Genomic DNA, 18559 nt, shown 5'->3' with positions numbered 1-18559 from the left:
TCCCGCTCAGCCCCCGATCGCGCCGAGGCCGCCACTGCTGGTCTCGTCGATGTCCTGATGCGTGTTGGCGGTCTCGTTCAGCGCGGTCTTGATCGCCTGGATCGCCTCGCTCAGCTGGCCGAACGCCTTGACGGTGCCCTCCGCGGCGGGCACGTAGTCCTGGGAGAACTGCCGGCCCGACTCGTCGCCACCCCAGCAGGCACCCTGCGCCGACAGCGCGCTGGACAGCGTGCCGCCCGCCTCGGAGAGCATCTCCGCCGCCACGCCGAACCCGCCGGCGCCCGCCCGGACCTGGTCGGGCTCGATCCGAAACGCGCCCGTCATCGCTGACCCGGACCCTTGAGCACACTGCCGAAGCCCTCGTCGTCATCAGGATCGTCCTGGCGGGGCGGCCTGCCCCGCTGCGGCGGCGCCTCGGCCGCGGGCGGACCCGCAGGCGGCGGCGGCCGCAGGAGGTCGACGAACGACGGCGCGCCCTCGACGAGCTCGGACAGGTCGGTCTGACCCTGCAACGGCGCGAGCACGCCCTCGACCTGCTCACGCGCCGACCGGGCCGCGGACTGCGCGGTCTCGATCACCGAACGCGCCAGCTTCTCCGGCGTCGACCGCTGAAACGCGGCAGGAGCGAACCGCAGGTCCGTCAGCACCCCGGCCGGGTTCACCTTGGCCTGCACCAGGCCGTCCGGCGAGGTCGCCTCCCCGGTCACCGCGGCCGCACGGGCCTGCGCCCCGGCGAACTCACTCGTGCGACGCCGCAGATCAGCCATCAAGTTGTCGACGTTCTCCCGCATGGCGGCGTTGCGCGCTTCCAGCTCAGCCTTACGCGCGGCAGCGTCACTCATGTGTCCCCTCCCCCTGAATGCCCGAAGGACACACACACGTCCCGGAAACACAGACGCCCAACTTAGCGAAGCGGGCCCGCTCGCCTCAGCCGTTTGGAGATGATGACCTCGTGGGGAGCGGGTCCTGCTGACAGCTCACCTCGACCGGACCGTGACGGTGTTCCCACCTGCCGCTCTGGACAGCCTGTGGGGGTGCCAAACATGGCTCAACATGCCTGACCTGCGGATCACGCTGCTACAGGCTCGTACTCGTTGATCAAGCCGCCAAGCACTCGCCGACGACGTACGGATCTACGTCCTCGCCCGCTGCCTGCGCCCAACCCCGCAAGGTGGCGTGGGTCAGGCGGTCGTGACGTCGTAGGTGTGGCCGGCGAGCCGCAGGCGATCGATCAGAGGCCGGCCCATGGCCGTCGCAGGTGTGAGCGAGCCGGACCGCTGCGGGAGGTCGTCGAGGGCCAGGCAGAGGGCGCTCTGCCCGAGCATGACGGCCGTGGCGGCGTAGCCGGGATCGCCCGGTCCGGCGACTGTGGCGCGGTAGCGGCGTCCCGAGCTGGTGGTGGCGTGCAGCACCGAACGGAACCAGCCCTTCGCACGAGCCTGTTCGCTGGGCCCGGTACCGGGCGCGGGCAGCACCCGGTCGAGCAGGCCGCGGACGGGCTTGACCGACATCGCGCCGACCAGCCCGGCCAGTCCACCGGTGATGCCGGCCGCCATGAGCGCTCCGGTGACGCCCGACCCGGCGCCCATTACCTCGCCGTAGCGCAGCTCCGGCCCGTAGGCCCACTCGAGCAGGGCGTTGCTGCGCCGCACGATGCGGGTGTTGAACGGGGCCATCACGAACGGCGCCTGCCACGTTCCGTCGGCGGCGCGGGAGGGCATCCCCGCGTCACGGGGCTGGGCGGGCGTCGGCTCTGCTGCGCGGTCGGGACTGAGCGCATGCGGATCGGCGGCGACGCGGCGCAGGCCGGGATTGCTCTCGTAGGCCTCGATCTGCGCCCGCAGTGAGTCGATCGTGCCGCCGCTGAAACCGCCGCGGACCGTGGCCACCAACCGCACGTCGGTGAGCGGACCCGCGCCGTCGGCCACGGCCCGCTCGTGCAGCAACAGCATGCCCAGGTCGGACGGGATCGAGTCGTAGCCGCAGGCGTGCACGATCCGGGCTCCGGACTCCAGGGCCAGCTCGTGCACGCCGTCGATCGCGGCGCGGACGAACAACACCTCGCCGGTCAGGTCCGCGTAGTGCGTGCCGGCCCGTGCGCACGCCTCGACGACCGGGAGCCCGTAACGCGCATACGGGCCGACGGTGGTGGCGAGCACTCGCGTCGACGCGGCCAGCGCCGCCAGCGCGACCGGGTCCTTCGAGTCGGCGACGACCAGCGGCCACTCCCGCGCCGCCGCAGGCAGCCCGGCCCTGGTGGCGGCGAGCTTGTCCGCGGACCGCCCGGCCAGCGCGATCCGTACACCCTCGGGGGCGTGCCGGGCCAGGTAGGCGGCGGTCAGTGCCCCAACGAACCCGGTGGCGCCGTAGACGACGACGTCGTGCTCACGATTCATGGCCGTCAGCATGCCCCCAGGCTCCGGCCACCGCGCCGGTCGGGTGGCCTGGGCGCGGTGTGGGAGAAACACGATCTTGTTCTCCTGTGGGGCGCCGAAACATGGCTCAACGTGCCCAACCCGCGGATCACGCTCATGCGGGTTCGTCCTAGTTGATCAAGCCGCCGAGTACTCGCCGACGACATGCGGATCTACAGCCTGGTTCTCCGGTCGGGTGATCGGGTTGTAGTGGGATACGGAGCGGTGCAGCAGTGACGTCAGGTGCCGCTGGTTGACGAACAGCAGCCGGTCGGTGAGCTCTCGTCTGACAGTGCCGACAAACCGTTCCGTGTGGCAGTTGGCCCGCGAACACCTCGGCGGGATCGTCACAACCCGCAGCGGCGTTGGTGCGCCCCAAGGTCGCCAAGTGGCCGCTCAACCGGGCTCTCGTGCTGATAGTGGCTGTGCAGGCAGCACCGGCCGGTGGAGGCGCGGCCGCTGCTGGTCGAGGCTGCCGAGTCGGTCTCCCAGCTCGGTGCGGCCGAACTGGAATGACGGGCGCGCGCCAACCTGCGCGCCGCCGGTGTCGCCCCGCCACCCGCGCCGGCGGACCTCGCGGAGCTGAGCGGGCAGCAGCAACGGGTGGCGCGCGTCCACAGCCTCATTCCGCTCCGACGGTCAGGCCACCACCGTCGAACACCAGACAGTCCAATGTAGACCATTCGCAAGTGGACACAGTAGTGGACATCTGGTCGACGGGTTTTTCCATCTGGGCAACGAAGTTGGTCCATTCAGACGTCTCCGCGCACACACGCCCTGGCTACCGTCGGCTTGACGTCACGTCCGGGGAGGCCGCGAATGCCAGTGCAAGCTGGACTCATCAGGAAGTACAACGGCAACAAGGTGGTCGTGGTGAAGACCGGGTTGAGCACCGACGGCGAGGATGCCGTGGTGGTGGCCCGGCTCACCCAGACGAAGCCGTCCGGCAACACCCCCAGCGTCAGGGCGAAGACCTACGTCACCGCGTACTGGGTCCTGATCGGCCAGGCGAAGACCATCAAGGTCGCGGAACTGGGCACCGCGTGGACCCCGCCGAACCGCCTGGAACCGGCTGACGTCAGGAGCATCCAGCAGGAGCTCGACAAGATCACCGGCTGACGTTCTGACGAAGCGAACCCGATCTCCAGGAAACGTCCACGGAATCCCCACCGGCATTGCGCGAGCGTGACCGGTGCAACGCGCACGACCGTGCGGCGACATCGTGGTGAGTGGTCCGCGCCGCTGAGAGCACGCGTATCGAGCCTGCATCGCCGGCGTGGCGTTCCGTCGCTCGCGCAGCTCTCCACGCATGAGCCACAGCATCGTCAGCACGACCGCGCCCAGGCCCGACGACCGGTTAGAACACGAGAACGTCTCCCGTCCGGCGCCGAGGTGCCGACAACGCGTTGCTCATCTGAGGCCTGCGGCGTCGAGGCAGTACCGCCAGAACCCGGCCACCTGGTCCGGTTCCTCCGCGGTGCCCGGCAGCACGTGCGCCGGGCGTTCGCGGCGGTCGTGCCAGAAGCGGCCGCCGGGGTGGCTCGTCGCGGCGAGCCACACGACGGTGTCCGCGCCCTCCTCGGAGGTGCGGAGGAACGTCCTGGTCAGCTTGTGGAATCCCGGCAACGAGCCGGCGACACCGGGTGTGTCCGCCCATCCTGGGTGCATGGCGTGCACGGCGATGCCGTCGGCGGCGTACCGCTCGGTCAGCAGCGGGGCGAGCACGACCTGCATCCGCTTCGTGCGGGCGTAGGCGGTCGCGCCCTTGTAGGCGCCCTCCCGGTACTCGGGGTCGTCGGCGCGCAGGCGCTGGGTGTACATGCCGCCGGACGAGACGAGCACGACCTGCGGGTTCGGCGAGGCCGCGAGGACCGGGCGCAGCAGGTCGGTCAGCAGCACCGGGCCGAGGACGTGGGTGGCGAACGTGAGCTCGTGGCCCTCCGCCGTGACCTGGCGTTCCTGCGGGAGCACTCCGGCGTTGTGCACCAGGACGTCCAGGCTCTCGATGTCCGCGGCGAACCGGCGGACGGACTCCGGGCTCGACACGTCGCACCGCCGGACCACGACGGTGGCACCAGGCACCGCGGCGAGGATCTCCGCTCGGGCCGCCTGGCCCTTGAGCTCGTCGCGCACGGCCAGCACCACCTCGGCGCCGAGGCGGCTCAGGCCCAGCGCCGTCGCCTTGCCGATGCCCGAACCGGCGCCGGTCACGACGGCTTTGCGGCCGTGCAACGCGCCGGGGTCCAGTTCGGACCAGGTCCTCTTGCGCAGCCAGTAGCCCCACTTCGAGTAGCCGGGGACGACGAGCCGGTCCGCCACAGTGTCGAGCACGCTCACCTCTGGTGTTCGTCAGCCGAAGCGCAACGGTTTCCTCGCGGGCTCCTCCAGCACACGTGACGCGAGCCACGCCAGGCCGTCCGCGGTGCCGGCGGGGGTGCCCGTGGGCTGGACGACGTGGCTGAGCACCGTCCGCGTCATGAGGTCGATCAGCACCTCGACCTGCTCGGCCGTCAGGCCCGGCCGGTAGGACTCGACCCGGGCCGCGAGCATCGCCTTGACCTCGACGAGCAGGGTCTCGGCCTGGGTGGTGAGCAGGGGCACCAGCTCGGTGTCCGCGCCGTGCGTCGCGGAGGCGATCGCGCGGACCAGCAGGTTGCCGCGCGCGAGTTCGAGGACGTCGCGCACGGCGTCGTGGATCGCCTCCACGAGGTCGTCGGCGTGGCGGTCGAAGGCGGCGCCGATGGCGTTGAGGAACCGGCCCAGCTCGTGCGCCAGCATCGCGTCGGCGAGGGAGTTCTTCGAGCCGACCTCGTTGTAGACGGTCTGCCTGCTGACACCGGCCTGCTCGGCGAGCCGCGTCATGGTGACCGCGGCCCAGCCGTCGCGGGCGGTCATCTCGATCGCCGCCTCGACGATCGGCTGCCGCCGGCCCGAGGCCGCTGCCGGAGATGTCCCGCCCATGCCCCGATCCTAAGCGGACGCCACTCGGCCCGGCGCCACGAAGTCGATCTTCTCGCGCACCCCGCAGTCCGGGCAGCACCACGAGTCGGGGATGGCCGCCCACGGCGTTCCGGCCGGGAAGCCCTCACGCGGGTCGCCCGTCCGCTCGTCGTAGATGTACCCGCAGCCGGGGCACATGCCGCCCGCGGTCGCGTCGCCGCGGCTGTCCGCGACGACCGTCTCCCCCGCGTCGGTGCCGCCGTAGCGGGCGAGCACCTCGGCACGCTTGCCGGGCTGGATGTTGGCTCGGCCGATGTCGCCGTCGAAGTGACCGCGCACCCGCGGGTCCATCACGCGCCGCCACAACGGCGGCACCAGGGCCAGCAGGATCATGCCCGCGTACCCGGTCGGCAGCACAGGTGACTCGGCGAAGTCGCGCAACGTCTGGTAGCGCCGGGTCGGGTTGGCGTGGTGGTCGCTGTGCCGCTGCAGGTGGTAGAGCAGGACGTTCGTGGCGATGTTGTTGGAGTTCCAGCTGTGGCTGGGATCCACCCGCTCGTAGCGGCGTCGCCCCGGTGCCCCGACCATCTGCCGCAGCATCCCGTAGTGCTCCATGTAGTTCACGACCTCGAGCAGCGAGAAGCCGATCACCGCCTGGATCAGCAGGTACGGCACGATGCCGGGACCGAGCCACACGATCATCGCCGCCCACAGCACCGCGGACATCAGCCACGCGTTGAGCACGTCGTTGCCCAGGCGGTACGGGTGCCGGTCGCGCCGCGCGTACCGCTTGCGCTCGAGCCGCCACGCCGACTTGACCGACCCGAAGACCGTGCGCGGCCAGAACCGGTAGAAGCTCTCCCCCACCCTGCTGCTCGCCGGGTCCTCCGGCGTCGCGACCCGCACGTGGTGGCCGCGGTTGTGCTCGATGTAGAAGTGGCCGTAGAAGCTCTGCGCCAGCGCGATCTTGGACAGCCAGCGCTCGTGGCTCTCCTTCTTGTGCCCCAGCTCGTGCGCGGTGTTGATGCCGATGCCGCCGATGCACCCGATCGACACCGCGAGCCCGATCTTGTCCACAACGGACAGGTCGCCGCGCGCGATCAGCCAGAACGCCACCACGAACCCGACGTACTGGATCGGCAGGAAGAGGTACGTGATCCACCGGTAGTAGCGGTCGTTCTCCAGCCGTTCGATGACGTCGTCGGGCGGGTTGCTGCGGTCGAGCCCGGCGAAGAGGTCGATCGCCGGGACGATCAGCAGCACCACGATCGGGCCGATCCAGAACCACACGCCCCAGCCCGTCGCCGCGTGCATCCCGATCGCCAGGAACGCCAGGGACGGCACGACCAGTCCCAGCAGCCACAGGTACCGCTTGCCGTCCGTCCACTGCTCGGTTGAGCCGACGGGCACCGTTGCCTTCGTGTCGCTCATGCCACGCTCCTCGGGAGGTTGACAGAACGGTAAGACACGTAAAGCTGATTTGACAAGAGAGGACTCTTTGTAAAGTGCGCTTCGCGATTCCACCCCGGCGGTGCACGGACCCAAGATCACCTGCATCATCTGGGCATGCGCAGCTCACTGTTCAACCACCAGGAACGGGCCGTAGAGCCGGGAAGCTTCCAACTGCAGAACGAACGCATGTTGAAGGTGGACCTCACCGGCAGCGGCGGGTTCTTCTTCGCCAAGCAGGGGTCGATGGTCGCCTACCAGGGCGACGTCGACTTCGCCTACGAGGGCGCCGGCGGCATCGGCAAGCTGTTCAAGAAGGCCTTCACCGGTGAGGGCATGTCGCTGATGAAGGTGTCGGGCAGCGGCGACGTGTTCCTCGCCCAGGACGCCGACGAGATCTTCGTGCTCTACCTGGAGAACGAGTCGGTCACCGTCAACGGCCGCAACGTGCTCGCGTTCGACAGCACGCTGCAGTGGGACATCAACCGCACCGAGGGCGCGTCGTTGCTCAGCGGCGGCCTGTTCAACACCACGTTCACGGGCACGGGCGCCCTGGCCGTCACCGCCTACGGCACGCCGGTCGTGCTGAACGTGGACGTGCCGACCTATGTCGACATGCAGTCCGCGGTGCTGTGGTCGACCTCGCTGCAGTCGTCGATCCGCAAGACGGCCAAGCTCGGCGCCATCATCGGCCGCGGCTCGGGCGAGGCGTACCAGCTCGCGTTGCAGGGCAACGGCATCGTCGTCGTGCAGGCCTCGGAAGGGCACCCGCTGCCGACCGCACAGTGACGCCGTGCGGACCCGTCCGGGCAGCCGCTGCCCGGACGGTCCTCCGTCCTCAGTGGACCAGCCGGTGGCGGCCCGCGGCCAGCACGCGCCGGACCTCGGCCGCCGTCTGCTCCGGGTCGAGTCCGCCGCTGTCGAGCACGTGACCCTCGAGGTCGCCGAGATCGGCGAACGCCGTGTGCAGGCCGGTGATCGCCTCGACGTCCTTCAGCTCCTCGTCGGCACGCTCCTGCGCCCGCCCCAGGGTGACGTCCAGGTTCGGCCTGAGCACGACGTACGACACCACGAGGTCGGGGGTGAGCGCGCGGAACGGTGGCAGGAACCACGGCCCCACGATGCCGTCGACCACGACGTCGTACCCGCCGCGCGCGAACGTGGCGGCCGTGCTGACGATGGCGTCGACGACGACCTCGTTCTGCCCGTGCGCCTCGGGCAGGAACGGCAGGACGAAACCCGTGCGGATCGAGCGGTAGAACCGGTCGGTCACGAGGTGCACCGTCGGGACGTCCGCGCCGGTCGCGAGAAGTCCCGCCACCGACGTCTTCCCCGCCGCGGGCGGTCCGGTCAGGATGATCACTTCGCCAGTCACGGCTGCGAAAGCTAGCGGCGGGCAGGCGGGACGACCAAGTCCTGATCTCCGCACTTGACCGGACGCCGGGAGGCACCGGGGTCGCCCGAGGAGCATGATCTTCCCGCCGGACCGATGAGTTCTCGCGACCGCCGCGGTCCACCTGACGACCAAGAGTGGAAGGAAGCTCCATGCCCCAGCTGGTGAAGGTCCAGAACTTCGTAGTGTCCCGGGACGGCTTCGGCGCCGGTGAGGACCAGACCCTCGACAGGCCGTTCGGCCACGCCGACCCCGGCACGATGTTCGCGTGGGCGGGTGCCACGGCGAGCTGGCCCAACCGCACCGACCCCGGCGGCACCCGCGGCCTCGACGACTACCTGACCCGCGACTTCGCGCACAACATCGGCGCGGAGATCATGGGCGCCAACAAGTTCAGCCCGCACCGCGGCCCCTGGGAGAACCACGACTGGCAGGGCTGGTGGGGCGGCGAGCCGCCGTTCCACACGCCGGTCTTCGTCCTGACCCACCACGAGCGGCCGTCGTTCACCCTGTCCGACACGACGTTCCACTTCGTGAACGCCGAGCCCGCGGACGTCCTGCGGCGCGCGAAGGAGGCCGCGCAGGGCAAGGACGTGCGGATCGGCGGCGGTGCCACCACGATCAGGGCGTTCCTCGACGCCGACCTGATCGACACGCTGCACGTCGCGGTGTCGCCGGTCGAGCTCGGGCACGGGGTGCCGTTGTGGAAGTCGCCCGACGAGCTGCTCGACCGGTTCCACGTCGACGTCGTGCCCAGTTCGAGCGGGGTGACGCACCACCTGTTCTGGCGGAAGTGACGACGCGGGCTAGAGCAGGTCGTCCCAGAACGGGATCGGCTTCGGGTGCCGCCACGGCCGTTCCGGGTCGCGGACGTAGAACTCGTGGGCGACGTAGTCGAGCAGGTCGAAGCCGTAGTAGATGACGTCCGTCTGGTACAGGGACAACACCGGGTTGCCGAAGGTGCCACGTCCCGCGGGCAGGCAGCGGTGCAGGAACACCGGGACCATCCGCGGCACGGACGCGAGGTGGTGCCTCGCCTGCTCGACGGCCTCGGCGTCACCGGACGGCCGCTCTCCCCAGCCCTCGTGCCAGTACTCGTTCTCCTCCACGTCGAACAGCACACCGCGGACGGGCCAGCCGGCCTGGTCCCGCAGGACACCGGGGTCGCCGCCGCGCCAGTCCGGCCAGCCGGGCCCGGCCGGCAGCACCTCGGCGAGCAGGGCGCGGTGGTCGTCGGCGAACTCGATCTCGCAGACCTCCTCCGCCGCGGCCAGCTCCGCGTCCGTCAGGCCGCGTTTCAGGGTCACGCCGTCGCGCACACCGGGCCGGATGAGGTGCCGCCGCAGGAAGTCCGCCGCCGCCGCGCCCAGCGCTGCCCCGTTGTCGAAGTTCACCGTTCCATGGTCATCGCCGTGGCGTGACCGCGCCACCGCGTTTCGAGCTCACCGCGCGCCCGTTCGAACCGTCCGGCTATCCGGGTGGTTTCCGAGCGCCCAACCAGGGACGGAGTTGGTTGGTCGTTGACAGACCCGGTGGGACCTCGACACGCTGCACCTCCCTGTGATCGAAAGGTGGCGCTTGTCATGAAACTCCGTTTCGTCTTACCGGTGCTGGCCCTGCTGTCCGGCATCGTGGTCACCGCGCCCGTCGCGGCGCAGGCGGACCCCTCGGCGGCGGACGCCTGCTACACGTGGGGCCGCACGCTCTCCCAGGGGGCGTCGGGCGAGGACGTGCGTCAGCTGCAGATCCGGGTGGCGGGCTACCCGGGCTACGGCGCGGTGCTCGGGCTGGACGGGCAGTTCGGGGCCGGCACGAAGGCGGCCGTGACGCGGTTCCAGCAGGCCTACGGGCTCGGTGCCGACGGCATCGCGGGGCCGGCGACGTTCGCGAAGATCTACGCGTTGCAGGACAACGACTGCACGCCGATCAACTTCACCTACGACGAGCTGAACAACTGCAACTCGGACTGGTCGGGCGGCAACGTGTCCGCGGCGACGGCGCGTGCCAACGCGTTGGTGTCCATGTGGAAGCTGCAGGCCATGCGCCACGCGATGGGTGACAGGCCGATCGACGTCAACGGCGGCTTCCGCAGCGTGTCGTGCAACAACGCCGTGGGCGGCGCGGCCGGTAGCCGTCACCTCTACGGCGACGCGGTCGACCTGGGCGCCGGTGCGCAGGGCTTCTGCGCGCTCGCGAAGCAGGCTCGCAACCACGGCTTCAACGAGATCCTCGGTCCGGGCTACACCGGCCACAACGACCACGTGCACGTCGCCCACAAGTCGTCGCGCTTCTGGTCGGCGCCGAGCTGCGGCGTGTCCTGACACGGCTGGGGGCCGCGCGGCGGCGCGGCCCCCGTTCTCCGTGCGCTGTCAGCGGGCGTCGAGCGGCATGACCCGGGACAGCACCGGCACCGTGGCGGCGGCCACGACGGTGTGCATCGCGATCAGGGCGAGCGAGTTCACCAGGGAGGCGCCTCCCGCGAGGATGCCCAGGTCCGGGATCCACGAGACCACGACCACCGCCGGCACCAGGACGCGCAGCACGCGCCGCGGGTCGCCGGCGAAGCGGCGCACGAGGTACCAGCCGAGCGTGCCGAGCGCGATGCCGATCACGGTCGCCGGCGCGTACTCCGCCACCGCGAGGCCCATGCGTTCGGTGCCGTCCGGGATGAACTTGCCCGCGACCAGCGCGATCAGCGCGTTGACCACGATCGAGATCACCGCGGCGCCCAGCAGGCCGACGACGACCTCCGCGGCGGTGGGCGCGAGAGCTCCGGTGCGAGCGGTGGTGTCGGCCATGAGCCCCGTCCTTCGATAGACTGATTTGCAAGCGGTCACTTGCATTCAACGTAGCCATCCGGCCTCACATATGCAAGTGTCCACTTGCATTGATGTCGAGGAGGGTGAGTGGCGAGCCGGGTGACCGACCAGGCGGTGTACGACGCGGCGCTGGAGGTGATCGCCGAGCAGGGGTACGAACGCGCGACCACCCGCGCGATCGCCGACGCCGCCGGGATCAACGAGGCGACGCTGTTCCGCCGGTTCGGCTCGAAGGAGAACCTGCTGCGGGAGGCCGTGCGCGGCAACTTCGCGGGGTTCTCGCTCGACCTCGACACACCCGGCGACGACGTGGCCGCCGACCTGCTCACGATCGTGGGCTACTACTCGTCGCTCTACGAGAGGCGCGGCGGCGTCGTGCTGACCCTCATGCGGGAGGCCAAGTTCAGCCCGGAGGTGGCCGCGGTGCTCGCCGCGCCCGAGTCACTGCTGGAGAAGGTCGACGCCGTCATCCTGCACCACCAGCGGCGCGGGGCCCTCGTCGTGGAACCGCCGCGGCACACGTTCTTCGCCCTCATCGGACCGTTGATGATGCGCGCCTTCGCCCGGCGGGTGGACCAGCGGGCCACCCAGGCGCCCGCCGACCCCGAGACCGTCGTGCGGCGGTTCCTCGAGGGACACCTAGAACGCTGACAGGATCTGGTGGTTCCACCACAGGTCGAGCTTGTCGAGGACGTCGACGTCCCCCGGCTTCTTCAGCGCGCCGATGGTGAGGGTCTTCGTGTCGACCCACCAGACCTGGGCGTTGCCGCCGTCGAGGAAGCACGTGGTGAACTCGCCGTCCAACGGCCCGGAGACGTCGCGGTAGTAGAGCGCGTAGTGGATGGGGTCGGACTTGGGCCGGCAGCCGCCGCGCTCGTCCATCCGCGGGATGCCCCGGCTCGTCACCAACGTCTTGAAGAACGCGTCCTGGGCCGCCCGGTCGGCGAACAGCCGGAACTCGGCCTCGGCCGGCGGCGGGAACCCGAGCCCGTCGGGCTTCGCGCCGGTGCAGCGGACCGCCGCCACCACGCCGTTGTCCGGGGCGGCGGGCGCACACGGCGGACCGGTGCGGAAGACGGCCGGGAGGGCACCGACCAGCTTGTCGTACTCCGGTGACCGGGTCGTGGTGGTGACCTTGGAGGCGGACGTGGAGGTCGTCGTCGTGGTGCTGGACGGGGTGGTGCCGGCGGTGGTGCCGGAGCCCTGGGTCTTCTCGCCGTTGCCGATGATCAGGATGGTGGCGACGATGCCCGCCACCAGCGCCACCACGCCTGCGGCGAGGGCGATCCGCTTGGCCGGGGACGGGGACTGGACGCGGGTCGGCGGGTACTGGTGGGGGCCGGTGGCCGGGTGGAAGGCCTGCTGGGGTCGCTGCTGGGGGAACTGCGCCGAGGCGGGTCGTGGCCGGCTTCCCGCGGGGGTGCCGGGTGGGAGCGGGCCGTTGTGGGTCTGGCCGGGCGGGGCGGTGGGCGGGAACTGGCCGCCTGGCGGAGTCGGCGGGCCGAACCGCGCCGCGGCCTGGCCGCCGGGTGGAGTGCCGAGGTGTGCCGCGGCCTGACCGCCGGGCGGGGTGCCGGGGTGCGCCGCTGCCTGACCGCCTGGCGGAGTGCCGGGGTGCGCCACCGCCTGGTTGCCACCGGGCGGGGTGCCGGGGTGCGCCACCGCCTGGTTGCCACCGGGCGGGGTGCCGGGAGGGGCCGCCGCCTGACCGCCACCGGACTGGGCGCCGGGGTGCGCAGCCGGTGAGGCCACGCCGCCAGGCGGAGTCGCGGGGTGGGCCGCGGGCGCGACCGCGCCGCCCAGCGGAGTCGTGGGCGAGGTCGCAGGCGGCGTCACGGGTGCGGCCAGCGCCTGAGCCGCCGCCCGGGCCAACGCCCCCGCCGTCGCGTACCGGTCGGCCGGGTCCTTCGCCATGCCCTTCGCGATGACCGCGTCCAGCGCCGCCGGTACCGCCGGGTTCAGCGGCGACGCCTTGGGCGGCTCCTCCTTCATGTGCGCCCAGATCTGGGCGGCGGTGCCGTCCGCGGTGAACGGGCGGCGCCCCGCCAGGCACGCGAACAGCACGCAGGCCAGGGCGTACACGTCGGCTCGGCCGTCGACCGGGCCGCTCTCGAAGCGTTCCGGAGCCATGTAGTCGAGGGTGCCGACCACGGAGCCGGAGGCGGTGAGGCTGGTGGCGGCCGGGGAGACGCTGCGGGCGATGCCGAAGTCCACCAGGTACACGAAGTCGCCGGAGGTCACGAGGACGTTCGACGGCTTCACGTCGCGGTGCACGAGGCCGTCGGCGTGGGCGGCGTCGAGGGCGCTCGCGACCTGGTCGACGATGGTGACGGCCCTCGACGGCTCGATGGTGCCCTCGCGGATCACGTCGGAGAGGTCGGCGCCCTCGACGAGTCGCATGTCGAGGTAGAGGCGGCCCTCGATCTCGCCGTAGGCGTGGATCGGGATGACGTGCGGCTCGCGCAGCCTGGCGACGATCTGCGCCTCGCGGCGGAAGCGGGCCCGGTAGTCCTCGTCGTCGTGGTAGCCGGGCGAGAGCCTTTTGAGCGCCACGAACCTGTCGTGCGCCGTGTCGTAGGCCCGGTGCACCTCGCCCATCCCGCCGCGCCCGAGTAGCTCCTCGATCCGGTACGGCCCGAACGTCTCTTCCGTCATCGTCCTCGTGTTTTCCGAGCGGCCTGTTCCCGTTCGAGTCGACGCACGCCGACCGTCGCGGGTTCCGCCGGGCAGCCTACGTCGGCAGTCGCTCGAAAGTGATCGACACGGTCAGGTCAGAGCCATCCGCCGTCCTCGGCGACCTTCACGGCCTCGGCGTCACGTCCCGGGAATGACGGACGTCATGGCCGTGATCAGCTCTTCGGGCGTCTCGACCTGCGGCAGGTGACCGGTGCGCGGGAGCAGCGTGAACGTCGCCGACGGGATCGCGGCCGCGTAAGCCTTGCCGTACGCGGGGTCCACGATCCGGTCGCTCTCGCCCCACAGCACGTGCACGGGGATCTTCACGTCGGCGAGCCTGCCGAGCAGCGTGGGGTCCGACATGGACGGTCCGGCGTACCCGACGAGCGCCTGCACGTCCGGGCTCGGCCCCGAACCGCTCGGCGGCACCGGGAGCTTCGAGGGGTCGTGGAACGAGAACGAGCGGATCTCGGCGACGCTCAGGCCGCGCACGTCGGTCATGGGATGGCCGTCGACCTCGACGCCGATTCCGTTGACGATCATCGCGGCGCTGACGCGGGGGCTCGCGCACAACGCGATCTCGGCCGCCAGCCAGCCGCCGAACGAGTTGCCGGCCACCACCACGTCCGCGAGGTCCAGCGAGTCCAGCATCTCGACGTAGTGCCGCGCGAGCTCGCGGACACCGGTCAGCCCGGCGGGCTTCGGGGTGCCGCCGAACCCGGGATGGACGGGCGCGAGCACCTGGGCGCCGGTGCGTTCGGCCAGCAGCTCGGCGAACGGGGTCATCGTGGCGGCACCGCCGCCACCGTGCAGCAGGAGGTGGGTTCGAGGAGTCATATAAGGAACCTTAAGTAAGGATGCTTATATAAGCAAGGTTGGTTAAGCTGCCCCTCGTGACCCACCGCCCCGCCGACGTCGCGCTCGCCGTGAAGCGCCTGCAACACCGCCACCACCGGGCGCTGAGTCAGGCACTGGCCCCGCTCGGGCTGTCCCTCGTGCAGTGGGACACCCTGCGCCACCTGCACCGGCAACCGGACGCGTCGCTGCACGACCTCGCGGTGCTGACGTTCCAGACCGACCAGTCCTTCGGCTCACTGGCGGTGCGCATGGCCGAACGCGGGCTCGTCGAACGGGTTCCGGGACCGGGCCGGGCGGTGCGCCATCGCCTCACCGAGGAGGGCGCCCGGCTGCGAGCCGAGGGACAGGCGCTGGCCGACCGGATCATCGAGTCGTCGTTCAGCGGGCTGTCGTCCGCGCAGCTCGACCAACTGGGCGACCTCCTGGAGGTCGCGCTCGGCAGCGACCTCTGACTTGGCTTGGCACTAGTCAGGGTCTATCGTGCTGACTATGTCCTCACATAGCCAGCATGCAGTCATCGTCGACGCCGTCCGCACGCCGCTGGCCAAGGGCAAGCCCGGCGGCGCGTACTCCGAGATCCACCCCGTCGACCTGCACAGCACCGTCCTCGCTGCTCTCGTCGAGCGCACCGGCCTCGACCCCGCCGCGGTCGACGACGTGATCAGCGGCGCCGTCGGGCAGGTCGGCGAGCAGTCGGGCAACACCGCCCGCTGGGCCGCGCTCGCCGCCGGCTTCCCCGAGTCGGTGCCCGGCGTCACGGTCGACCGGCAGTGCGGTTCCAGCCAGCAGGCGCTGCACTTCGCGGCGCAGGGCGTGATGGCCGGCGCCTACGACGTCGTGATCGCGTCCGGGGTCGAGTCGATGAGCCGGATCCCGATCGGGTCGCAGACCCTGGGCAAGGACTTCCTCGGGTCCGCGGTCGGCGCGCGCTACCCCGAGGGGCTGGTGCCGCAGGGCATCAGTGCCGAGCTCATCGCCCATCGCTGGAACCTCTCCCGCGCACAGCTCGACGAGTTCTCCGCCGAGTCGCACCAACGCGCCGCCACGGCGTGGAAGAACGGGTTCTTCGACTCCCAGATCGTGCACGTGAACGACCTCGCCACCGACGAGACGATCCGCCCGGACACCACGCCCGAGGCCCTGGCCGGGCTGCGGCCCGCGTTCCGCGCCGAGCACTGGGAGCAGCGGTTCCCGGAGCTCGACTGGCGCATCACCGCGGGCAACAGCTCACCGGTCAACGACGGCGCCGCGGCCGTGCTGGTGACGAGCGAGGAGGCCGCCGCACGTCTCGGGCTCACGCCGCGCGCCCGCGTCCACTCGTTCGCCGTCGCGGGCGACGACCCGCTGCTGATGCTCACCGGCATCATCCCGGCGACGCACAAGGTGCTCGCCCGCGCAGGGCTGAGCGTCCACGACATCGACGTCTTCGAGGTCAACGAGGCGTTCGCGCCCGTCGTGCTCGCGTGGCAGGCCGAGACCGGCGCCGACCTCGCCAAGGTCAACGTCAACGGCGGCGCCATCGCGATCGGCCACCCTCTCGGCGGCTCCGGCGCGCGCCTGATGACCACCCTGCTCGGCACCCTCGAGCAGACCGGCGGCCGCTACGGGCTGCAGGTCATGTGCGAGGCGGGCGGGCTCGCCAACGCGACCGTCGTCGAGAGGCTCTGACGCCTCACCGGTTGATCCGCACCGCCAGCCCCTCGGGCTCCAGCGAGGCGGAGCCGGACGGGGCGACCAGCACGCGGACCGGCTCGCCGGTCTCGGCGGACACGACCTGCAACGGAGCGCCGGCGGGCTGCAGGTACGCGTCACCCCACTGCATGAGCGCGACGACGACCGGGAGCAGCGCGCGCCCCTTCTCGGTGAGGACGTACTCGAACCGGGTGCGCGCGCCGGGCTCCTGGTACGGCCGCTTCTCCAGCAGGCCCGCCTCGACGAGCTCCTTGAGTCGCTTGGCCGCGACCGCCTCGGTGATCCCCACGCGCCGTACGAAGCCGTCGAACCGGGTCGTGCCGTAGAAGGCCTCGCGCAGCAGCAACATCGCCGACTTGGTGCCGACGACGTCCAGCGCCTTCGCGATCGAGCACCCCTCCGGCTGCCACTGGTCCAGCGCGGCCAGTGGCCCGTTCATCCGCATGGCCATGACGGGCAGCCTACCTCTGACTTGTGCCGAGCAAACCCAGCCCGCGTTGTGCATGGATCGGCCGCGAATGCTTGGCTTGCGAACGTGCCGAAGAGAAGTGTTTCCGTCACCACGACCGTCCCCGCCCCCGCCGAACGGATCTTCGACCTGCTCGCCGACCCGGCGAAGCATCCCCTGATCGACGGCTCCGGCTCCGTGCTCGCGCCGCGGCCGGACGCACCGGACCGGCTCACGCTCGGTGCCGCGTTCGGGATGGACATGAAGATCGGTCTGGCGTACAAGATCGAGAACACCGTCGTGGAGTTCGAGGAGAACCGGCTGATCGCCTGGCGCCACTTCAACGGCCACCGCTGGCGCTGGCAGCTCACGCCCCTCGGCGACGGCACCACCGAGGTGACCGAGACGTTCGACTGGTCGACGGCTCGTGTCCCGCTGCTGCTCGACCTCTCCCCCGTGCCGCGGCGCAACAAGGCCTCGATGCGACGGTCACTGGAGCGGCTGACCGCCCTGTTCGGCGCCGCCGCCTGACGGCAGGGCGCCGTCCAGGACGTGGGCGAGGATGGCGGCGGGATCGCCGGCCGGGGCGACCGACTGCCGCAGCGCCAGCCCGATGCCCAGCGCCCCGAGCATCACGACCAGCTGGGGCAGGGGTAGCGCGGGCGTGATCCCCAGCCGTTCGACGTGCTCGCCCAGGCACGCCACGACCTGGTCGTCGTGACGTGCCTGGAGGGCTGCGATCCGAGTGGCGATCTCGGGTTGCCGGGCCGTCGCGGCGAGGACCTCGGCGGCCGCCTTGGTCCACTTCCGCGCCTCGTCCGGCGCGCCGGCCAGGACCGCGATCAGCTCCTCGCGGCCGGCGGTCCCACCGAGCGCGGCCCGCAGGCCCTGGAGATGGAGGTCGGTGTCGGCTTCGACGATGGCCAGCCACAGGCCTTCCTTGCCGCCGAAGTGCTTGTAGACGGCGCCACGGGTGTAGCCGGCCTCGGCGGCGATCTCCTCGACCGTCGTCTTCAGGAAACCCTGCCGCAGGAACACCTCACGACCGGAGCCCAGCAGGTGCTCGTGCGTCTGCGCCTGCTGCTCCGCGCGCGTCAGCCGGGCCATTTCAGTGACACCGCGTTTCTGGAAACACCGTGTCACTGTACCGTCGGGCGCATGGGTCTCCTGGCTAGCGTGGCCGCGTTCCTCAGCGTGCCGCTCACCCTCGTGGCGTTCACCTGGTACGCCCTGCGGGCGCGCCGGACCGGCAGCGGCCAGTCGCTGATGGCGCCCTTCGAGGAGATCTGGGACCCCGTCTCACACCGGACGAACGTCGAGATCCAGGCCGAGGCCGAGCGCACGCCCGAGACGCCCTCGCCCGGAGACCCGCCGGTCCTGCGCCTCTGACCTACTCCCCCGACGCGCGTGGCGGGGTCACCGAGAGCCACTCCAGTTCGGCGGCCAGCACTCCCAGCTGAAAGCGCGACTGCACACCCAGCAACGACTGCAGGCGGGCGATGCGGCGGTTCAGCGTGCGCAGGCTGACGTCCAGCTCACGGGCGATCGCACGATCGGTCGCACCGGTGCGCATGAGCTGCAGCAGGTGCTGGGTGTCCGTCGTCGGTTCGTTGCGCGTCCACCCAACGGGGTGCGCGGCCACCACCGATGTCATGGGGGTCACAGTCATAAGGCGACGGTATGTCGGACTATTGGCGACTGTCAATCAAAAGTCCGCACATGGATGCCAAATGGCAGGCATCTTCAGGTTGAACGTCGCCGTTACTCGGCCTGGACGAGGGCGTGCGAAAGGCGCGCCGTGGCTGAGCCACGACGCGCCGAAGAACCGTCTCCAGTGGTGTGGCTCAGAACGTGGGCGGCACATCCGCAC

The 18559-nt window shown here is 70.9% G+C and carries 23 protein-coding genes; 9 read left to right on the top strand and 14 right to left on the bottom strand.

Translation table 11 applies throughout. The features are described 5' to 3' along the window. Nucleotides 1-6: 6 nt before the first annotated feature. The 3 genes from ACWF7A_RS04045 to ACWF7A_RS04035 form a co-directional block, all read right to left on the bottom strand. On the bottom strand, nucleotides 7-324 hold the full coding sequence (locus tag ACWF7A_RS04045) for a WXG100 family type VII secretion target (protein ID WP_452248932.1): 318 nt from the start codon (nucleotides 322-324) through the stop codon (nucleotides 7-9). Continuing rightward, a complete protein-coding gene (locus tag ACWF7A_RS04040) occupies nucleotides 321-842 on the bottom strand; it encodes a YbaB/EbfC family nucleoid-associated protein (RefSeq protein WP_452248931.1) in 522 nt (173 codons plus the stop codon). Before ACWF7A_RS04040 ends, ACWF7A_RS04045 begins: the two co-directional genes overlap by 4 nt. A gap of 339 nt (nucleotides 843-1181) precedes the next feature. After that, nucleotides 1182-2396 carry a saccharopine dehydrogenase family protein gene (locus ACWF7A_RS04035; protein WP_452248930.1) on the bottom strand — a complete coding sequence of 405 codons (1215 nt, stop codon included), beginning with the start codon at nucleotides 2394-2396 and terminating at the stop codon, nucleotides 1182-1184. A gap of 837 nt (nucleotides 2397-3233) precedes the next feature. On the opposite strand from ACWF7A_RS04035, the gene ACWF7A_RS04030 reads away from it, so the two are divergent. Continuing rightward, nucleotides 3234-3533, top strand: coding sequence for a hypothetical protein (locus ACWF7A_RS04030; RefSeq protein ID WP_452248929.1), 300 nt, complete (start codon nucleotides 3234-3236; stop codon nucleotides 3531-3533). 291 nt (nucleotides 3534-3824) lie between these two features. On the opposite strand, the gene ACWF7A_RS04025 is transcribed toward ACWF7A_RS04030, so the two are convergent. The 3 genes from ACWF7A_RS04025 to ACWF7A_RS04015 are packed head-to-tail and all read right to left on the bottom strand — an operon-like array spanning nucleotide 3825 to nucleotide 6785. Next, nucleotides 3825-4745 (bottom strand): SDR family NAD(P)-dependent oxidoreductase, encoded by a 921-nt coding sequence (locus ACWF7A_RS04025; RefSeq protein ID WP_452248928.1) that lies wholly within the window; start codon nucleotides 4743-4745, stop codon nucleotides 3825-3827. 18 nt (nucleotides 4746-4763) lie between these two features. Continuing rightward, nucleotides 4764-5375 (bottom strand): TetR family transcriptional regulator, encoded by a 612-nt coding sequence (locus tag ACWF7A_RS04020; RefSeq protein WP_452248927.1) that lies wholly within the window; start codon nucleotides 5373-5375, stop codon nucleotides 4764-4766. Nucleotides 5376-5384: 9 nt separating this feature from the next. Beyond that, on the bottom strand, nucleotides 5385-6785 hold the full coding sequence (locus ACWF7A_RS04015) for a fatty acid desaturase (RefSeq protein WP_452248926.1): 1401 nt from the start codon (nucleotides 6783-6785) through the stop codon (nucleotides 5385-5387). A 135-nt stretch (nucleotides 6786-6920) separates the two neighbouring features. On the opposite strand from ACWF7A_RS04015, the gene ACWF7A_RS04010 reads away from it, so the two are divergent. After that, the gene (locus ACWF7A_RS04010) at nucleotides 6921-7592 is read left to right on the top strand and encodes an AIM24 family protein (RefSeq protein ID WP_452248925.1); all 672 of its coding nucleotides are present in this window, start codon (nucleotides 6921-6923) and stop codon (nucleotides 7590-7592) included. A gap of 49 nt (nucleotides 7593-7641) precedes the next feature. Here the strand turns inward: ACWF7A_RS04010 and ACWF7A_RS04005 are convergent, their stop codons facing one another. Further along, entirely contained in the window at nucleotides 7642-8178 is a 537-nt protein-coding gene (locus tag ACWF7A_RS04005; RefSeq protein ID WP_452248924.1) for a phosphotransferase-like protein, read from the bottom strand. 170 nt (nucleotides 8179-8348) lie between these two features. Here ACWF7A_RS04005 and ACWF7A_RS04000 point away from each other — a divergent pair, with 170 nt between their 5' ends. Next, complete coding sequence (locus ACWF7A_RS04000) at nucleotides 8349-8993, top strand: dihydrofolate reductase family protein (protein WP_452248923.1); 645 nt, start codon at nucleotides 8349-8351, stop codon at nucleotides 8991-8993. 9 nt (nucleotides 8994-9002) lie between these two features. On the opposite strand, the gene ACWF7A_RS03995 is transcribed toward ACWF7A_RS04000, so the two are convergent. Next, nucleotides 9003-9590 (bottom strand): hypothetical protein, encoded by a 588-nt coding sequence (locus ACWF7A_RS03995; RefSeq protein ID WP_452248922.1) that lies wholly within the window; start codon nucleotides 9588-9590, stop codon nucleotides 9003-9005. A gap of 189 nt (nucleotides 9591-9779) precedes the next feature. Here ACWF7A_RS03995 and ACWF7A_RS03990 point away from each other — a divergent pair, with 189 nt between their 5' ends. Next, nucleotides 9780-10517, top strand: a complete 738-nt coding sequence (locus tag ACWF7A_RS03990; RefSeq protein ID WP_452248921.1) for a D-Ala-D-Ala carboxypeptidase family metallohydrolase — start codon at nucleotides 9780-9782, stop codon at nucleotides 10515-10517. A gap of 48 nt (nucleotides 10518-10565) precedes the next feature. On the opposite strand, the gene ACWF7A_RS03985 is transcribed toward ACWF7A_RS03990, so the two are convergent. Then, nucleotides 10566-10994, bottom strand: a complete 429-nt coding sequence (locus ACWF7A_RS03985) for a DUF6069 family protein (RefSeq protein ID WP_452248920.1) — start codon at nucleotides 10992-10994, stop codon at nucleotides 10566-10568. Nucleotides 10995-11102: 108 nt separating this feature from the next. On the opposite strand from ACWF7A_RS03985, the gene ACWF7A_RS03980 reads away from it, so the two are divergent. Next, nucleotides 11103-11666: a TetR/AcrR family transcriptional regulator gene (locus tag ACWF7A_RS03980; protein WP_452248919.1), complete on the top strand. Its 564-nt coding sequence runs from the start codon at nucleotides 11103-11105 to the stop codon at nucleotides 11664-11666. Here the strand turns inward: ACWF7A_RS03980 and ACWF7A_RS03975 are convergent. Together ACWF7A_RS03975 and ACWF7A_RS03970 are read right to left on the bottom strand one after the other, a co-directional pair. Then, entirely contained in the window at nucleotides 11655-13670 is a 2016-nt protein-coding gene (locus tag ACWF7A_RS03975; protein WP_452248918.1) for a protein kinase domain-containing protein, read from the bottom strand. The genes ACWF7A_RS03980 and ACWF7A_RS03975 overlap by 12 nt on opposite strands. Before the next feature lie 159 nt (nucleotides 13671-13829). Then, complete coding sequence (locus tag ACWF7A_RS03970; protein ID WP_452248917.1) at nucleotides 13830-14528, bottom strand: alpha/beta fold hydrolase; 699 nt, start codon at nucleotides 14526-14528, stop codon at nucleotides 13830-13832. Nucleotides 14529-14584: 56 nt separating this feature from the next. Here ACWF7A_RS03970 and ACWF7A_RS03965 point away from each other — a divergent pair, with 56 nt between their 5' ends. Together ACWF7A_RS03965 and ACWF7A_RS03960 are read left to right on the top strand one after the other, a co-directional pair. Next, nucleotides 14585-15001 carry a MarR family winged helix-turn-helix transcriptional regulator gene (locus ACWF7A_RS03965; RefSeq protein WP_452248916.1) on the top strand — a complete coding sequence of 139 codons (417 nt, stop codon included), beginning with the start codon at nucleotides 14585-14587 and terminating at the stop codon, nucleotides 14999-15001. 37 nt (nucleotides 15002-15038) lie between these two features. Continuing rightward, nucleotides 15039-16217, top strand: a complete 1179-nt coding sequence (locus tag ACWF7A_RS03960; RefSeq protein ID WP_452248915.1) for a thiolase family protein — start codon at nucleotides 15039-15041, stop codon at nucleotides 16215-16217. Between the two features lie 4 nt (nucleotides 16218-16221). On the opposite strand, the gene ACWF7A_RS03955 is transcribed toward ACWF7A_RS03960, so the two are convergent. Beyond that, nucleotides 16222-16692 carry a winged helix-turn-helix transcriptional regulator gene (locus ACWF7A_RS03955; protein ID WP_452248914.1) on the bottom strand — a complete coding sequence of 157 codons (471 nt, stop codon included), beginning with the start codon at nucleotides 16690-16692 and terminating at the stop codon, nucleotides 16222-16224. 84 nt (nucleotides 16693-16776) lie between these two features. On the opposite strand from ACWF7A_RS03955, the gene ACWF7A_RS03950 reads away from it, so the two are divergent. Next, nucleotides 16777-17220 carry an SRPBCC family protein gene (locus ACWF7A_RS03950; protein ID WP_452248913.1) on the top strand — a complete coding sequence of 148 codons (444 nt, stop codon included), beginning with the start codon at nucleotides 16777-16779 and terminating at the stop codon, nucleotides 17218-17220. Here the strand turns inward: ACWF7A_RS03950 and ACWF7A_RS03945 are convergent. Further along, complete coding sequence (locus ACWF7A_RS03945; protein ID WP_452248912.1) at nucleotides 17179-17796, bottom strand: TetR/AcrR family transcriptional regulator; 618 nt, start codon at nucleotides 17794-17796, stop codon at nucleotides 17179-17181. The two genes, ACWF7A_RS03950 and ACWF7A_RS03945, sit on opposite strands and share 42 nt — an antisense overlap. A 51-nt stretch (nucleotides 17797-17847) precedes the next feature. Here ACWF7A_RS03945 and ACWF7A_RS03940 point away from each other — a divergent pair, with 51 nt between their 5' ends. Continuing rightward, a complete protein-coding gene (locus tag ACWF7A_RS03940; RefSeq protein ID WP_452248911.1) occupies nucleotides 17848-18078 on the top strand; it encodes a hypothetical protein in 231 nt (76 codons plus the stop codon). A gap of 1 nt (nucleotide 18079) precedes the next feature. Here the strand turns inward: ACWF7A_RS03940 and ACWF7A_RS03935 are convergent, their stop codons facing one another. Further along, nucleotides 18080-18343 (bottom strand): LuxR C-terminal-related transcriptional regulator, encoded by a 264-nt coding sequence (locus tag ACWF7A_RS03935; RefSeq protein WP_452248910.1) that lies wholly within the window; start codon nucleotides 18341-18343, stop codon nucleotides 18080-18082. Between the last annotated feature and the right edge of the window lie 216 nt (nucleotides 18344-18559).

This window comes from Lentzea sp. NPDC055074 (assembly GCF_053608005.1).
Note: the sequence above shows the minus strand (reverse complement) of the source record. Positions and strands in the feature narration are given on the sequence as shown.

Bases quoted from the DNA above. Each gene is read 5' to 3' on its own strand.
- ACWF7A_RS04045 (WP_452248932.1), bottom strand. From the start codon at position 324: ATGACGGGCGCGTTTCGGATCGAGCCCGACCAGGTCCGGGCGGGCGCC.
- ACWF7A_RS04040 (WP_452248931.1), bottom strand. From the start codon at position 842: ATGAGTGACGCTGCCGCGCGTAAGGCTGAGCTGGAAGCGCGCAACGCC.
- ACWF7A_RS04035 (WP_452248930.1), bottom strand. From the start codon at position 2,396: ATGAATCGTGAGCACGACGTCGTCGTCTACGGCGCCACCGGGTTCGTT.
- ACWF7A_RS04030 (WP_452248929.1), top strand. From the start codon at position 3,234: ATGCCAGTGCAAGCTGGACTCATCAGGAAGTACAACGGCAACAAGGTG.
- ACWF7A_RS04020 (WP_452248927.1), bottom strand. From the start codon at position 5,375: ATGGGCGGGACATCTCCGGCAGCGGCCTCGGGCCGGCGGCAGCCGATC.
- ACWF7A_RS04015 (WP_452248926.1), bottom strand. From the start codon at position 6,785: ATGAGCGACACGAAGGCAACGGTGCCCGTCGGCTCAACCGAGCAGTGG.
- ACWF7A_RS04010 (WP_452248925.1), top strand. From the start codon at position 6,921: ATGCGCAGCTCACTGTTCAACCACCAGGAACGGGCCGTAGAGCCGGGA.
- ACWF7A_RS04000 (WP_452248923.1), top strand. From the start codon at position 8,349: ATGCCCCAGCTGGTGAAGGTCCAGAACTTCGTAGTGTCCCGGGACGGC.
- ACWF7A_RS03990 (WP_452248921.1), top strand. From the start codon at position 9,780: ATGAAACTCCGTTTCGTCTTACCGGTGCTGGCCCTGCTGTCCGGCATC.
- ACWF7A_RS03985 (WP_452248920.1), bottom strand. From the start codon at position 10,994: ATGGCCGACACCACCGCTCGCACCGGAGCTCTCGCGCCCACCGCCGCG.
- ACWF7A_RS03975 (WP_452248918.1), bottom strand. From the start codon at position 13,670: ATGACGGAAGAGACGTTCGGGCCGTACCGGATCGAGGAGCTACTCGGG.
- ACWF7A_RS03970 (WP_452248917.1), bottom strand. From the start codon at position 14,528: ATGACTCCTCGAACCCACCTCCTGCTGCACGGTGGCGGCGGTGCCGCC.
- ACWF7A_RS03960 (WP_452248915.1), top strand. From the start codon at position 15,039: ATGTCCTCACATAGCCAGCATGCAGTCATCGTCGACGCCGTCCGCACG.
- ACWF7A_RS03955 (WP_452248914.1), bottom strand. From the start codon at position 16,692: ATGGCCATGCGGATGAACGGGCCACTGGCCGCGCTGGACCAGTGGCAG.
- ACWF7A_RS03945 (WP_452248912.1), bottom strand. From the start codon at position 17,796: ATGGCCCGGCTGACGCGCGCGGAGCAGCAGGCGCAGACGCACGAGCAC.
- ACWF7A_RS03940 (WP_452248911.1), top strand. From the start codon at position 17,848: ATGGGTCTCCTGGCTAGCGTGGCCGCGTTCCTCAGCGTGCCGCTCACC.
- ACWF7A_RS03935 (WP_452248910.1), bottom strand. From the start codon at position 18,343: ATGACATCGGTGGTGGCCGCGCACCCCGTTGGGTGGACGCGCAACGAA.